This window comes from Streptomyces sp. SAI-135 (assembly GCF_029893805.1).
Taxonomy (GTDB): domain Bacteria; phylum Actinomycetota; class Actinomycetes; order Streptomycetales; family Streptomycetaceae; genus Streptomyces.
In genome coordinates this window covers 3,711,394-3,725,416 of the sequence record NZ_JARXYP010000002.1, presented here as the reverse complement: position 1 = coordinate 3,725,416, position 14,023 = coordinate 3,711,394, and the positions used below count along the sequence as shown (strand labels likewise).

At 72.1% G+C, this 14,023-nt stretch carries 16 protein-coding genes; 7 read left to right on the top strand and 9 right to left on the bottom strand.

Annotation, left to right across the window (positions count from 1 at the left end; genetic code table 11):
* Positions 1-792 carry a S16 family serine protease gene (locus tag M2163_RS21290; protein ID WP_280894737.1) on the top strand — a complete coding sequence of 264 codons (792 nt, stop codon included), beginning with the start codon at positions 1-3 and terminating at the stop codon, positions 790-792.
* On the opposite strand, the gene M2163_RS21285 is transcribed toward M2163_RS21290, so the two are convergent.
* The 7 genes from M2163_RS21285 to M2163_RS21255 form a co-directional block, all read right to left on the bottom strand.
* Positions 789-971 (bottom strand): hypothetical protein, encoded by a 183-nt coding sequence (locus tag M2163_RS21285; protein WP_280851211.1) that lies wholly within the window; start codon positions 969-971, stop codon positions 789-791. The two genes, M2163_RS21290 and M2163_RS21285, sit on opposite strands and share 4 nt — an antisense overlap.
* Positions 972-982: 11 nt before the next feature.
* Positions 983-1,555 (bottom strand): helix-turn-helix domain-containing protein, encoded by a 573-nt coding sequence (locus M2163_RS21280; RefSeq protein ID WP_280851212.1) that lies wholly within the window; start codon positions 1,553-1,555, stop codon positions 983-985.
* A gap of 70 nt (positions 1,556-1,625) precedes the next feature.
* Positions 1,626-2,507: a glycine betaine ABC transporter substrate-binding protein gene (locus M2163_RS21275; RefSeq protein ID WP_280897289.1), complete on the bottom strand. Its 882-nt coding sequence runs from the start codon at positions 2,505-2,507 to the stop codon at positions 1,626-1,628.
* A gap of 487 nt (positions 2,508-2,994) precedes the next feature.
* On the bottom strand, positions 2,995-3,810 hold the full coding sequence (locus M2163_RS21270; protein ID WP_280851213.1) for an ABC transporter permease: 816 nt from the start codon (positions 3,808-3,810) through the stop codon (positions 2,995-2,997).
* Positions 3,807-5,048 (bottom strand): betaine/proline/choline family ABC transporter ATP-binding protein, encoded by a 1,242-nt coding sequence (locus M2163_RS21265; protein WP_280851214.1) that lies wholly within the window; start codon positions 5,046-5,048, stop codon positions 3,807-3,809. Before M2163_RS21265 ends, M2163_RS21270 begins: the two co-directional genes overlap by 4 nt.
* Positions 5,041-5,688: an ABC transporter permease gene (locus tag M2163_RS21260; RefSeq protein WP_280894736.1), complete on the bottom strand. Its 648-nt coding sequence runs from the start codon at positions 5,686-5,688 to the stop codon at positions 5,041-5,043. The genes M2163_RS21265 and M2163_RS21260 overlap by 8 nt, the downstream gene beginning before the upstream one ends.
* 24 nt (positions 5,689-5,712) lie before the next feature.
* Positions 5,713-6,189, bottom strand: coding sequence for an Lrp/AsnC family transcriptional regulator (locus tag M2163_RS21255; protein ID WP_280854192.1), 477 nt, complete (start codon positions 6,187-6,189; stop codon positions 5,713-5,715).
* A 125-nt stretch (positions 6,190-6,314) separates the two neighbouring features.
* Between M2163_RS21255 and hppD the strand changes: the two genes are divergently transcribed.
* The 4 genes from hppD to nthA are packed head-to-tail and all read left to right on the top strand — an operon-like array spanning position 6,315 to position 8,675.
* Complete coding sequence (gene hppD / locus M2163_RS21250) at positions 6,315-7,460, top strand: 4-hydroxyphenylpyruvate dioxygenase (RefSeq protein ID WP_280894735.1); 1,146 nt, start codon at positions 6,315-6,317, stop codon at positions 7,458-7,460.
* Positions 7,461-7,518: 58 nt separating this feature from the next.
* Positions 7,519-7,800 carry an SH3-like domain-containing protein gene (locus M2163_RS21245; RefSeq protein WP_280851217.1) on the top strand — a complete coding sequence of 94 codons (282 nt, stop codon included), beginning with the start codon at positions 7,519-7,521 and terminating at the stop codon, positions 7,798-7,800.
* A complete protein-coding gene (locus M2163_RS21240) occupies positions 7,793-8,101 on the top strand; it encodes an SH3-like domain-containing protein (RefSeq protein WP_280851218.1) in 309 nt (102 codons plus the stop codon). Before M2163_RS21245 ends, M2163_RS21240 begins: the two co-directional genes overlap by 8 nt.
* On the top strand, positions 8,091-8,675 hold the full coding sequence (nthA, locus tag M2163_RS21235; protein ID WP_280894734.1) for a nitrile hydratase subunit alpha: 585 nt from the start codon (positions 8,091-8,093) through the stop codon (positions 8,673-8,675). Before M2163_RS21240 ends, nthA begins: the two co-directional genes overlap by 11 nt.
* Here the strand turns inward: nthA and M2163_RS21230 are convergent.
* Complete coding sequence (locus M2163_RS21230; RefSeq protein WP_280894733.1) at positions 8,653-10,119, bottom strand: tetratricopeptide repeat protein; 1,467 nt, start codon at positions 10,117-10,119, stop codon at positions 8,653-8,655. The genes nthA and M2163_RS21230 overlap by 23 nt on opposite strands.
* Before the next feature lie 92 nt (positions 10,120-10,211).
* Here M2163_RS21230 and M2163_RS21225 point away from each other — a divergent pair, with 92 nt between their 5' ends.
* Positions 10,212-11,627: an FAD-linked oxidase C-terminal domain-containing protein gene (locus M2163_RS21225; RefSeq protein ID WP_280894732.1), complete on the top strand. Its 1,416-nt coding sequence runs from the start codon at positions 10,212-10,214 to the stop codon at positions 11,625-11,627.
* A gap of 16 nt (positions 11,628-11,643) precedes the next feature.
* On the opposite strand, the gene M2163_RS21220 is transcribed toward M2163_RS21225, so the two are convergent.
* Positions 11,644-12,120: an SsgA family sporulation/cell division regulator gene (locus M2163_RS21220; protein ID WP_280894731.1), complete on the bottom strand. Its 477-nt coding sequence runs from the start codon at positions 12,118-12,120 to the stop codon at positions 11,644-11,646.
* A gap of 239 nt (positions 12,121-12,359) precedes the next feature.
* Here M2163_RS21220 and M2163_RS21215 point away from each other — a divergent pair, with 239 nt between their 5' ends.
* Complete coding sequence (locus tag M2163_RS21215; RefSeq protein WP_280894730.1) at positions 12,360-13,991, top strand: RDD family protein; 1,632 nt, start codon at positions 12,360-12,362, stop codon at positions 13,989-13,991.
* Positions 13,992-14,023 lie beyond the last annotated feature (32 nt).

Sequence of the window (14,023 nt, the reverse complement as noted above, 5' to 3'; positions counted from 1 at the left end):
GTGCTCTCTCGCCTCACGCGCCCCCAGGCCGTCGCCGTCTGTGCCCTGCCCGTCGTGGCACTGGTCGCCACGGCCCTTTTCGCGCCGCTGCCGTTCTCGCTGGCGCAGCCCGGCATGACGGCGAACGTCCTCGGCGACAACGAGGGCGCGGCGGTGATCACGATCTCCGGGGCCGCGACCCGTACGACGAGCGGGCAGCTGCGGATGACGACCATCGAGGCGACCGGGCCGGACGCGCACATCTCCCTCGGCGACATCTTCGACAACTGGTTCCGCACCGACCGGGCCGTCATGCCCCACGACGCGGTCTACCCGAGCGGGCAGAGCGTCAAGGAGATCGAGAAGCACAACACCGCGCAGATGAAGGAGTCCCAGGACGCGGCGACCGAGGCGGCCCTCGGCTATCTCGACCTCAGCGACGACAAGGTCAAGGTGTCCCTGAAGCTCGCGGACGTCGGGGGACCGAGCGCGGGGCTGCTGTTCGCGCTGGGGATCGTCGACAAGCTGGACGGCGACGGGGCCGGGGGCGACCTCACGGGCGGTCGGACCATCGCCGGGACGGGCACGATCGACGCGGACGGCACGGTCGGCGCGGTGGGCGGCGTGGCGCTGAAGACACAGGCCGCCAGGCGGGACGGGGCGACGGTGTTCCTGGTCCCGAAGGACGAGTGCGCCGACGCGAAGGCGGAGCTGCCGAAGGGGCTGCGGCTGATCCCGGTGACGTCCCTGAAGGAGGCGGTCGGCGCGCTGACCGCCCTGGAGTCGGGCAAGGGGTCCGTCCCCGCCTGCTAGTGCGCCAGGACCGGCCGCGGGGCGGCGAGCCGGAGCCCGACCTCCACGAGGGTCCAGCCGAGGCGGGTCCTCATGGCGTACGGCCGCCTGGCCTCGGCGGCGAGGCGGTGCGCGTCGGCCTCGGCACGGAGGTCGGCGGCGCGGAGGTGGTGCAGGGCGAGGTGGGTCTCGGGGTGCATGGCGGGGCCTCTCAGTCCGTGGAGACGGGGAATGCGTGCGTGTGAATGCGTACCTGGGCCGTGTCGTCACCGGTGGTGGACAGATCGCGGTACGTGTCGACCAGCGCGTGCATCTTCTCGATGAGTTCCTTGGTCAGCTCCGGCGTGAGCCGTAGCGTCGCGCTGCTCATGTCCCAGACGCGGTTCCACTGCTCGGGCCAGGTGGCGCGGTCGCCCAGCCAGTTGGAGAGGTTCTGGATCTGGGCGGTGGCGACCTCGTGGAGGTACATGTCGGCGGCTCCGCGGACGGCCGGATCGCTGTCCGTGAGCAGTGTGTCGTCGAAGCTCAGCCCCTTGTGGACCGCCTTCCACCAGCGCTCCCGCCCCTTGCCGCGCTCCGGGGCGTCCTCCACGAAGCCGTGGGCGGCCAGTTGGCGCAGGTGGTAGCTGGTGGCGCCACTCGACTCGCCCAGTTTCTCGGCGAGTTGGGACGCGGTGGCGGGGCCGCCGAAACGCAGGGCGTCCAGCAGCTGCATCCGCAGGGGATGGGCCAGCCCGCGCAGGGAGCGGGCGTCGAGTTTCCGTACGGTGGGCTCTTCCGGCATGCGTACAAAGGTATCTATGCAAAGACTCCTTTGCAACGGGTTCTTTGTAACTCTGCCGTGGACCAGGTTCCTACTTCACGAACCCCTCCGCCTTCATCCAGTCCAGCGCCACCTCGTGGGGGTCCTCCCCGGCGACGTCCACCTTCGCGTTGAGCTCCTGCGCCACCGTGTTGTCGAGCCGCTTCGTGACCGGGTCCAGGACCTCGGCGATCGCCGGCCACCTCTTCAGGGACTTGGAGTTGATCTCGGGCGCCGCGTTGTAGTTGGGGAAGAAGGACCGGTCGTCCCGCATCACCGCCAGGTTCATGGACCTGATGCGGCCGTCGGTGGTGAAGACCTCCCCGTACCGGCAACTGCCCTTCGCCACCTGGGTGTAGATGATCCCGGTGTCCATCTGGGTGATGTTCTTCGCCGGGACGCTCATCCCGTACGCCTTCTCCATGCCGGGCAGTCCGTCGGCGCGGTTGGCGAACTCGCTCTCCACGCACAGGGTCACCGCGCCGGGGTCCTTCCTCGCCAGCGCGGCCACGTCGGACAGCGTCCTCGTGCCGTACTTCCGGAAGGCGGACCGGTTCATGGCGAGGGCGTAGGTGTTGTTCAGGGGCGCCTTCGGCAGCCAGGTCAGCCCGTTGCCCAGGTCGGCCCTGCGCACCGCCGCCCACTGCTCCTGCGGGTCGGCGATCGGCTCGCTGTTGCCCTGGTAGGTGATCCACGCGGTGCCCGTGTACTCGTACATCCCGTCCGCGTCCCCGGACTTGACCGCCTCGCGGGCCCCGACCGATCCCTGGATCCCCGTCCGGTCGAGCACGTCCGCCCCGGCCGCCTCGAAGGCGATGCCCATGATCGCGCCGAGGATCAGCTGCTCCGTGAACTCCTTCGACGTGACCGTCAGATCCGCCCCCTTGAGCGGCAGACCCCGGCCGATCGACCCCGGCTCCACGTCGTCGACCATCGGGGAGCCACTGGTCAGCCCGCAGCCGGCCAGCACGACCAGACACCCGCTCACCACCGGGAAGGCCCGCTTCACGCCGACACCTCCCACCGTGTCCGGGCTCGCCCTGGCCCCTGGCGGCGCTCACGCCCGTCCGGGCCGGTACGGGACACATGAGCCTCATGGCGTGGCTGCCGACCGGACCGCGCAGAGGGAAAGTTCGGCAAGCGTCGTCGTCCAGTCGGCCGGCGGGGAGTCCAGGCCACTGTCTCCTGCCGCAGGTCGCCGAGGCTGCCGTATCGCCGTTGCGGACCTGGGTGGCAAGAACGCGGGCCGGGGCCAGGAGCAGGCACCCTCGCCATGTGTTTCCGCCTCCCGTTCGGTGCGTGCGCTCGCTCGGTCCGTCGGCGCGGGCTCCGGCTGCCGAGGTGTGCCGGGGCCGCCGCAGCGGTGTCGGGGGGCGAGGTCGTGCGGATGCCCGCCGGGGCCGGTGCCGAGCAGGCTCGTCTCATGTCCCCGCCTCCAACCCCCGCGGCCGCAACAGCAGTTCGGCGAGGGAGGCCAGCCAGTCGACCAGCAGGGCGAGGGCCACCGTGAGGATCGAGCCCAGCATCAGTACCGGCATCCGCTGGTTGGTGATGCCGGTGGTGATCAGGACGCCGAGCCCGCCGCCTCCGCCGAAGGTCGCGAGGGTGGCCGTGCCGACGTTGAGGACCAGGGCCGTGCGGACGCCGGCGAGGATCAGGGGGACGGCCAGCGGGAGTTCGACACGGGTCAGTACCCCCAGCGGGGACATGCCGATGCCGCGTGCCGCCTCCAGCAGGGTCGGGTCGTTCGCCTTCAGGCCCGCGATCGTGTTCGACAGGACCGGCAGGACGGCGTAGGCGATGATGCCGATCAGGGCCGCCCTCGTGCCCGTGCCCAGCCAGATCACCAGCAGGGCCAGCAGGCCGATCGCCGGGGTCGCCTGGCCCATGTTGGCAACGGTCATCGCCACCGGGCTCGCCTTCCGGAAGGCGGCGCGGGTCAGCACGATGCCCAGCGGGATCGCGATGATCAGCACGAAGAACGTCGAGATCACCGTCAGCTGCACGTGCTGCCACAGCGCCTTGGACACCTGCCCGTCCGACAGCGCGTTCTCGGTGAGCGGGTCCAGGTCGGCCTGCGCGAACCACAGCCAGGTCGCGAGCAGGAGGGCGAGCAGGAACGCGGGCAGGAAGGTCAGCTTCTGCCAGGTGACCCGCCGCCTCGGCGCCCCCGGTGGGGGAGGGGGCGCGGCCTCCGCCCCCTCGTCCTCCGCCACCCAGGTCCCGGACGCCGTCATGCCTTGCGCTCCCCTCCGTCACCCTCCTGCTCGGCGTGCGTCCGGTCGGCCCGGACCACCTCCAGTTCGTGCTGGTGCTCCATGGCCTCCAGCCGGTCGGCCTCCAGGAGCTCGTGCACGGAGTTCATGAGCGTCTCCATGTCGACGACACCCGTGTACTCACCGCGCCGCCCGGTCACCGCGACCCGCCCCGCGTTGTCGGTCAGCACGGCCTCCAGGGCGTCCCGCAGGGTCGCGTCCCGGGTCACCGTGTCGCTCACCAGCGTCCCGGCCCGGGCCAGCGACCCCTTCGCGCGCATCATGTCGCCGCGCCTGAGCCACTTGTAGGGCCGTCCCCGCTTGTCGAGCAGGAGGATCTCGTTCGTCCCGCTGCCCCGGAGCTTGTTGAAGATCTCCTGGAGGGGGTCGTCGACGGTCGCCGTCGGATATCCGGTGACCTCCACGTCCCGCACCCGGGTGAGGTTCAGCCGCTTCAGGGCCGCCCCGGCGCCGACGAACCCGGACACGAAGTCGTCGGCCGGGTTGGTCAGGATCGCCTCGGGGGTGTCGAACTGGGCGATGTGCGAGCGCTCGCGCAGCACGGCGATCCGGTCGCCCAGCTTGATCGCCTCGTCGAAGTCATGGGTGACGAAGACGATCGTCTTGTGCAGCTCGCGCTGGAGCCGGATCAGCTCGTCCTGGAGGTGGTCACGGGTGATCGGGTCGACCGCGCCGAACGGCTCGTCCATCAGCAGGACCGGGGGATCGGCCGCCAGCGCCCTGGCCACCCCGACCCGCTGCTGCTGACCGCCGGACAGCTGCCGCGGATAACGGCCGTGGAACTCACCGGGGTCCAGCCCGACCAGGTCGAGCAGCTCCTCCACGCGGTCGCTGATCCTGCTCTTCCCCCAGCCGGTCATCCTCGGCACCAGCGCGATGTTCTGCGCGACCGTCATGTGCGGGAAGAGGCCGGCCGACTGGATGGCGTAGCCCACCTTGCGGCGCAGCTTGACCGGATCGATGTCGGTCACGTCCTCACCGTTGATCCGGATGCGTCCGCCGGTCGGCTCGATCAGCCTGTTGATCATCTTGAGTGTGGTCGACTTGCCGCACCCGGACGGCCCCACGAAGATCACGGTCTCGCCCGCCTTGATCTCCATGCTGACGCTGTCGACGGCCGGCTGCGGACTGCCGGGGTACCGCTTGGTCAGGTGCTCCAGCTCGATGGAGGCACCCGAGGCGCCGGACGTCTCAGGCACGGATCCCCCTCGGAATGGTCAGCCGCCCGATCAGGACGTACGCGGCGTCGAACAGCAGGGCGAGGACGATGATCCCGAGGGTGCCCGCGAGCACCTGGTTGAGCGCGTTCCTGCTGCCCAGGGAGGCGATGCCGCGGAAGATCTCGTTGCCGAGGCCGGGCCCGGAGGCGTAGGCGGCGATCGCGGCGATGCCCATCAGCATCTGTGTGGAGATCCGGATCCCGGTCAGGATCGGCGGCCAGGCGAGCGGCAGCTCCACCCGCACCAGGCGGGTCGCCCGGGACATCCCGATGCCCGTGGCCGCGTCCACCAGCGCGGGATCGACCCCGCGCAGTCCGACGATCGCGTTGCGGACGATCGGCAGCAGCCCGTACAGCGTCAGGGCGATCACCGTGGGCGGCACACCGAGTCCGACGGCCGGGATGAGCAGGCCGATCATGGCGAGCGACGGGATGGTCAGGATCGTCGAGGTGGTCGTGGTGGCGAGGTTGCCCGCCCACGCGCTGCGGTAGGTCACGATCCCGATCACCACCCCGATCACCGTCGCCACGACCATGCACTGGAGGACGGCGCTCGCGTGCTGGTAGGCGTCCGCGAGCAGCTGCTGGTGGCGGTTGCCGAGGTACTCCCAGAAGCTCACGCGCTCACCCCAGGCCTGGGTCGGTCAGGTCTCCCGGTCTCCCGCCGCCTGCTCCACCAGCGGGATGATCCGCAGCGGAACGGGGTTCTCCATGACGATCGCGGTGGCGGCCCGGACGATCCCATCGAAGCCGACAACCCGGTCGATCACACGTTGGAGATCGGCGTTGGAGCGGGCCACCAGACGGCACAGCATGTCGCCGCTGCCGGTGGTGGTGTGCAGCTCCAGCACCTCCGGCACCGTGGCCAAGTGCGCCCGGACGTCGGCCCCTTGCCCCTGCCGGATCTGGAGCGTGGCGAAGGCGGTCACCGGGTAGCCGAGCGCCGCCGGGTCGACCTGCGGACCGAATCCCCGGATGACTCCGTTCGACTGAAGCCGGTCCAGTCGCGCCTGTGCGGTCCCCCGGGCCACCCCCAGCCGCCGGGACATCTCAAGGACCCCGATCCGCGGCTCGCGCGCGAGCAGCACGATGATCCGCGCGTCCAGCTCGTCGATCCCCACAGCGGCCTCCCCGGAGATGGTCATCCTGCACAGAAAGGCCGCCCGTACGGCCGTATCGCTGAACATGTTGTCCAGCCGATACGGAAACTATTGCGCACCTTGCAGAGCGGAGCCAGGCTTCGCACATGACGCAGACCACACACCACACTCCCGACACCGCCCGGCAGGCCGACCCCTTCCCGGTCAAGGGAATGGACGCGGTCGTCTTCGCCGTGGGCAACGCCAAGCAGGCGGCCCACTACTACTCGACCGCCTTCGGCATGCGGCTGGTGGCGTACTCCGGACCGGAGAACGGCAGCCGCGAGACCGCGAGCTACGTGCTGGAGAACGGCTCCGCCCGGTTCGTGTTCACCTCGGTCATCAAGCCCGCCACCCCCTGGGGGCACTTCCTGGCCCAGCACGTGGCCGAGCACGGCGACGGCGTGATCGACCTCGCCATCGAGGTCCCGGACGCCCGCCGCGCCTACGAGTACGCCCTCGAGCACGGTGCCCGCTCGGTCGCCGAGCCGTACGAGCTGAAGGACGAGCACGGCACGGTCGTCCTCGCCGCGATCGCCACCTACGGCGAGACCCGCCACACCCTGGTCGAGCGCTCGGGCTACGACGGCCCCTACCTGCCCGGCTTCGCCGCGGCCGCCCCGATCGTCGAGCCGCCCGCCCACCGCACCTTCCAGGCGATCGACCACTGCGTCGGCAACGTCGAGCTCGGCCGGATGAACGAGTGGGTCTGCTTCTACAACAAGGTCATGGGCTTCACGAACATGAAGGAGTTCGTGGGCGACGACATCGCCACCGAGTACAGCGCGCTGATGTCGAAGGTGGTGGCCGACGGCACCCTCAAGGTGAAGTTCCCGATCAACGAGCCCGCCATCGCCAAGAAGAAGTCCCAGATCGACGAGTACCTGGAGTTCTACGGCGGCGCCGGCGTCCAGCACATCGCGCTGAACACCAACGACATCGTGCAGACCGTACGGACCATGCGCGCGGCCGGAGTCCAGTTCCTCGACACCCCGGACTCCTACTACGACACCCTCGGCGAGTGGGTCGGCGACACCCGCGTCCCCGTCGACACGCTCCGCGAGCTGAAGATCCTCGCCGACCGCGACGAGGACGGCTACCTGCTCCAGATCTTCACCAAGCCGGTCCAGGACAAGCCGACCGTGTTCTTCGAACTCATCGAGCGGCACGGCTCCATGGGCTTCGGCAAGGGCAACTTCAAGGCCCTGTTCGAGGCCATCGAGCGGGAGCAGGAGAAGCGCGGAAACCTCTAGCCCATGGCGGCCGTCAGTCCCACGGCGGCCGCCTGCTCGTTGCTCGTAGGCTGACCCCATGGCCAGGATCAACGACGTGGGCGGCACACAGGGGTTCGGCGCGATCGACACCACCGACGACACCGAGCCCTTCCACGCGGACTGGGAGGCCCGGGTCGTCGGCCTCTTCAACACCCTCCGCGCACAAGGGGTCTTCAACACCAACGAGTTCCGGGACGCCATCGAGTCGATGCCGCCGGCGGAGTACCTGGCGGCGTCGTACTACGAGCGCTGGTTCACCGCGATCTGCGCCCTGCTGGAGCGCAAGGGCGTGATCGAGCCGGGTGAGCTCGATGACTGACGCGCACCCGGCGGTCCCCGACCGCTTCCCGCCCGGCACCCGGGTCCGCACCTACCGCCACGACCCGCCGCACCACACCCGCCTGCCGCGGTACGCGCGCGGCAAGCGGGGCGTGGTCGTCGAACCGGAGGGCCCCGACGAACTGGCCGACGTCAGCGCGCAGGGCCGCGGGGACGCACCCGTCGAGCAGATCTACGCGGTCCGCTTCGAGGCCCGGGACCTGTGGGGCGAGGGTGACCACCACGTCGTACTGGACCTGTGGGAGAGCTACCTGGAGGAGGATCACGACGATGAGCGCTGACCACCACACCGACGCGACCGTCGCCCGGCGGGTCCGGCGTCTGGAGACCCTCCTGGAGGAGAAGGGGCTGATCACCGGCGAGCGGCTGGACGAGGCGATCGACGCGTTCCTCGCGGAGTCCTCGCCGGCGAACGGGGCCCGGGTGGTGGCCCGCGCCTGGACCGACGACGCCTACCGGGCCCGCCTGCTCGCGGACGGCACCGCCGCCGTGCGGGAACTCGGCTACATGGACGGCTCGTACCAGCGCCTGCGGGTCGTGGAGAACACCGAGTCCCTGCACAACGTCATCGTCTGCACCCTCTGCTCCTGCTACCCGCTCCGCCTCCTCGGACCGTCCCCCAGCTGGTACAAGTCCGAGGCGTACCGCTCCCGCGTGGTCCGCGAACCACGCGCGGTGCTCCGGGAGTTCGGGCTCGTCCTGCCCGCGACCGTGGACATCACGGTGTGGGACTCCAGCGCGGAGACCCGCTACATGGTGCTGCCCCGCAGGCCGGACGGCACGGAACGGCTCGGCGAGGAGGAGCTGGCCGCGCTCGTGACGAGGAACGCCCTCATCGGTACGGCCGCGGTGTGACCCCCTTCGCGTCCACCACCGGCACGCCCGCGTCCGGCACGTCCCCCAGCGCCGCCAACGCCTCCCGGGCCGCCCGCACCCCGGAGGGCGAGAACCAGGGGTTGATCCGCAGGGCCTCCTGAAGGTGCCGGCGCGCGGGGGCGTCCTGCTCCGACTCCCGCTCGATCATGCCCAGGTGGTACGCGTACAGCGCGCTGCGCACCCCGCCGCCGTGCGCCCTGTCCGTGGCGATCCGCGCGTACTTCAGGGCCTCCCTGTCCTGGCCCGCCCGGTGCAGCGCCCACCCCAGCGCGTCGGCCACCGCGATCCCCGGCTGCCGCACCCACTCGGCCCGCAACCGCCGTACCGCTGACGCCGCGTCGCCGTGGTCCGCCTCGAACTGTCCGAGCACCAGCTCCTCGTCCACGCCGCCCGCCGCCGCGCGCTCCGCCGTCGTCCGCAGCAGGTCGTACTGCACCTGGGCGGCCTGCCCGAGGCCCAGCGACTCGTACAACTCGCCCAGTTCCAGGGCGTACTGCGGCAGCGGCTGCTTGGCGAGGGCCGTCCGGTAGGCGTTCAGGGCCTCCGAGGTACGGCCCAGCGCCGCGAGGACCCGCCCCTGGCCCGCCTGCGCGGCCCGCTGGTCCGGGTCGATCCGCAGCGCCTCCTGGAAGTGCCGCAGGGCGTCCTCGCGGTCACCGCGCTCCCAGGCGAGCTCCCCGGCCCGCTCCAGGTACGCGGCCCGCTCGGCCGGCGTCCGCGCCCCGACCGCCGCGTCGGCGAGCTGGGCCGCCGCGTCCTCCCGCCAGCCCCGGTCCCGGTACACGGCGGCCGCCCGGGCCCGCACCGCCGGCCCCGACCGCAGTTCCGTCAGCCGCTCCAGCGCCGCGCCCGCCGCCTTGTGGTCGCCGAGTCCCGTACAGGCGTCGATCAGCGCCGGGTACGCCGTCCACCGCTTCGGCTCCCGCTTCCGCGCGGCCTCGGCCCAGGTGCGCGCGGACCGGAAGTCCCGGCGCGCGTTCGCGAGGGCGGCCAGACCGGCGAGGGCCTGGGCGCTGCCGCGCAGCCTCAGGGACGTCCGCAGTCCGGCCTCGGCCTTCGCGTAGAACGCCGTGTCGGCCGTCCGGCGGCCCTGTTCGAGGTACGCCGTCCCGAGCACCGCCCATGACTCGGCGTCCTCGGGATGCCGGCGCAGATGGCTCTCCCGCTCACCGATCAGCGCGGCCAGGTCGGGCAGCGCGGCCGGCACGCCGGCGGCGACCGCCGTCAGCGCCTGGGCCCCCGGGGCGGGGGCGGGAGCGCGGGTCGCCGTGCGCTGCGCGGGCACCAGCATCAGCACCGTACCGAGCACCGCGCAGCCGGCGACCGCGGCGATCACCAGGCGACCCCGCAGCCGGGCCCGCCGCCCCTCCCCCCGTCCCTCCAGCCGCTCCTCGGGCCGGTTCTCCGTGGCTTGGTTCTCCATGGCGCTCACTGTGCGTCAGTACGACGAGCCCGTCCCGGCATGCGGCGTCCGGCGCTGGTGGGGTTCACACCGATGGCCCCCGGTGCGACGCTGTGATCATGAGCCGTATCGAAGCCCGTCGCGATGAAGACACAGAAGCCACCGGCAATCTGGTGGACCGCCTGCTCACCGGTCTGCCCGCCGACGTCCTCCTCACCGATCCGGACGTCACGGTCTCCTACGCCAACGACATGGCGAGCTTCTGCCCGGCCGGCACCCCGGCCGTGGTCGTCCTGCCGCGCACGGTCGAACAGGTCCAGCACGTCATGCGCGTCGCCACCGAACTGCGCGTCCCGGTCGTCCCCCAGGGCGCCCGCACCGGCCTGTCGGGAGCGGCCAACGCCTCCGACGGCTGCATCGTGCTGTCCCTGACGAAGATGGACCGGATCCTGGAGATCAACCCGGTCGACCGCATCGCCGTCGTCGAACCCGGCGTCGTCAACGCGACCCTGTCCCGCGCGGTGAACGAACTCGGCCTCTACTACCCGCCGGACCCCTCCAGCTGGGAGATGTGCACGATCGGCGGCAACATCGGCACCGCGTCCGGCGGACTGTGCTGCGTGAAGTACGGGGTCACCGCGGAGTACGTCCTCGGCCTGGACGTCGTCCTCGCCGACGGGCGGCTGATGTCCACCGGCCGCCGTACCGCCAAGGGGGTCGCCGGCTACGACCTGACCCGCCTGTTCGTCGGCTCCGAGGGCTCGCTCGGCATCGTCGTCCGGGCGGTCCTGGGCCTCAGGCCGAAGCCGCCCGAGCAGCTGGTGCTGGCCGCCGAGTTCTCCTCCGGGGCCGCCGCCTGCGACGCGGTGTGCCGGATCATGGAGGGCGGGCACGTGCCGTCCCTCCTCGAACTGATGGACCGTACGACCGTCAAGGCCGTCAACGACCTGGCGCACATGGGACTCCCGGAGACCACCGAGGCCCTGCTCCTCGCGGCCTTCGACACCACCGACCCGGCGGCCGACCTCACGGCGCTCGGCGCGCTGTGCGAGGCGGCGGGCGCCACCCAGGTCGTCCCCGCCGAGGACGCGGCCGAGTCCGAACTGCTGCTCCAGGCACGCCGGTTGTCGCTCACCGCCCTCGAAGCGGTCAAGGGCACCACGATGATCGACGACGTGTGCGTGCCCCGCTCCCGGCTCGCCGAGCTCCTCGAGGGGACCGAGCGGATCGCCGAGAAGCACCGGCTCACCATCGGTGTCGTCGCCCACGCCGGTGACGGCAACACCCACCCCACGGTCTGCTTCGACGCCGCCGACCCGGACGAGTCCCGGCGGGCCCGCGAGTCCTTCGACGAGATCATGGCCCTCGGCCTTGAGCTCGGCGGCACGATCACCGGGGAGCACGGGGTGGGCGTACTGAAGAAGGAGTGGCTGGCCCGCGAGATCGGCCCGGTGGGGGTGGAGATGCAGCGGGCGGTGAAGGGGGTCTTCGACCCGCTGGGGATCCTGAACCCGGGCAAGCTGTTCTGAGACCTCGCGACAGGGCTCACTCCCCGTCCGAGGACTCGTCGCCCGGCCACGGGTCGCGCAGCCACAGGTCGTCCGCCGGGGTGGGGGCCAGCAGCTCGGCGAGGCCGTCGTCGATGCCGAGCTGCTCCGCCTCGGAGCCCGGGGGCACCGCCCGCAGCGTGCGCTCCAGCCAGGCCGAGACCTGTGCGGCCGGGGCCTCCAGGAGGGCGTCCCCGTCGGGCGAGCTCAGGGCCATCAGCACGACACCGCGCCCCGCGACCTTGGTCGGCCACACCCGCACGTCCCCGTGACCGCACGGGCGGAACACCCCCTCCACGAGGAGTTCGCGGGCGAAGGTCCAGTGGACGGGGTGGTCCGAGCCGATGTGGAAGGTGACGTGGACGGCGAAGGGGTCGTCGCTGCGGTAGCCCAGCCGGGCCGGGACCGGGATGCTGCGCTCGGGCGACAGGATGAGCTGGAGCTCCAGTTCGCGCTCCACCACTGTGTGATGCATGTCGTTCGTTCCTCTCTCGGCTCTCGTCCGGGTCCCGCGGTGGGCCCGTACGAGGGGAGAGGGGGCAGGGGGCGGGATCATTACGCGGGTTCGGCGAACTTTTTTCCGGCGATATCACGGCCGGTGTCAGGTCGTGCTCAAAAGGGGTGGGTCCGGTGGGACTGGCGGTGGGTCTTGCGCCGGTCTGATAGATGTGGACCCCCCTCTATTGACCCCCGAGCAGATACGGGACGACGGACATGAGCGCCCCAACCCCGGCACCCGGTGACGACAGGCCCCGCGAGGGCTACTACCCGGACCCGTCCATTCCTGGATATGTCCGTTACTGGAACGGTGCCTCCTGGGTGCCGGGCACCAGCCGTCCCGCCCCGGCGGCCGGCGAACCGCTCGCGCCGCCGGCCGGTGCGGGCTCCGGCTCGGCCCCGTCCCCGGTGGAGGAGACGGGCCCGCACTTCTTCGACGAGGACCCGGCCGAGGAACCCCCGCACCCCGACAGCCAGCACGGCAGCAGGCCCGAGCCCGCGTCCGCGTGGGCCGCCGACCGGGCCCACCAGGCGGGCTTCGGCGGCGACCAGGACCGCCGGGTGTCGTGGGGGTCCCCGCAGGCGGCCGCGCAGGCTCAGCAGGAGGCGCCGCCGCAGGGGATCCCTCAGCAAGGGCCGCAGCAGGGGCCGCAGGGAGACCGGCGCGGCGTACCGCGGACCCCGCAGGGCGCCGACCCCCGGGTGCCCGGTCCGGGGCGGCCCGGCGACGGTTCCGCCCCGGTCCAGCCGGACGGGCAGGTGGGCCGTACCGACGGCACGGCGACGATCCCGCCCGCCGAGCCGGACGAGGACGGCGGCACACGGGTCTTCCGCAGGCCCACGGCCGGGTCCGGGACAGCGGCAGCGGCCCAGCAGTCCGACGACGGCACCATGAAGTTCCGCGCGCTCTCCCCGCGCACGGCGCAGCAGGGCGAGGGTCCCGGGGCGCAGCACGGAAGCACGCCCGGACCCGCGTATTCCGGGCCCACGGCGCAGGGCGGGCCGGCTGCGGCGGGTGCCCCGTCCGCGGCGGCGGCCCCCGGCCCCCAGGCCCCCGGCCCGCAGGGACCCGGCTTCGCTGCCGGCAAGGCCGCCGCGGAGCGGGCCGCGGCCGCCGGTGCCACGGGTCCCCAGGGCGGGCCCCAGCAGGCCGCCGTTCCTCAGTCCGCCGTTCCTCAGTCCGCCGTTCCTCCGGCCCCCGTCGCGGCCCAGGTCGCCGCAACCCCCATGAGCGCGGGCCCCGGGGGCGGTCAGCCCTCCTGGGCGCAGCAGGTGCACCGGCTCGCCGGGCCCGACGAGGAGCAGCCCGCTCCCTGGAAGCCCCCGGTCGAGGACATCTTCCAGGCGGCCGCCCGGCGCCAGGCCGCGGCCAGGCCCGCGGGCCTCGGCAAGCGTCTGGCCGCCCGCCTGCTCGACACCCTCGTCGTGGGCGCGGTGACCGCCGTGGCGGCCGTCCCCCTCGGGGCCAAGGCGGCCGACCACGTCAACGAGAAGATCGACGCGGCCAAGCTCTCCGGCGAGACCGTGACGGTCTGGCTGCTGGACGGCACCACGTCGGTGTACCTCGGCATCGTGGTCGCCGTGCTCCTCGTCGCCGGCGTCCTGTACGAGGCGCTGCCCACCGCCAAGTGGGGCCGCACCCTCGGCAAGAAGCTGCTCGGCCTGGAGGTGCGGGACATCGAGGCCCACGAGCCCCCGCCGTTCGGCGCGGCCCTGCGCCGCTGGCTGGTCTACAGCGTCCCGGGGCTGCTCGGCATCGGCTTGGTGGGCGTCGCCTGGTGCCTGTTCGACCGGCCGTGGCACCAGTGCTGGCACGACAAGGCGGCGCATACGTTCGTGGCGGGCTGAGCGGGTCCGCCGAACGGCGTACGGGATTCGGT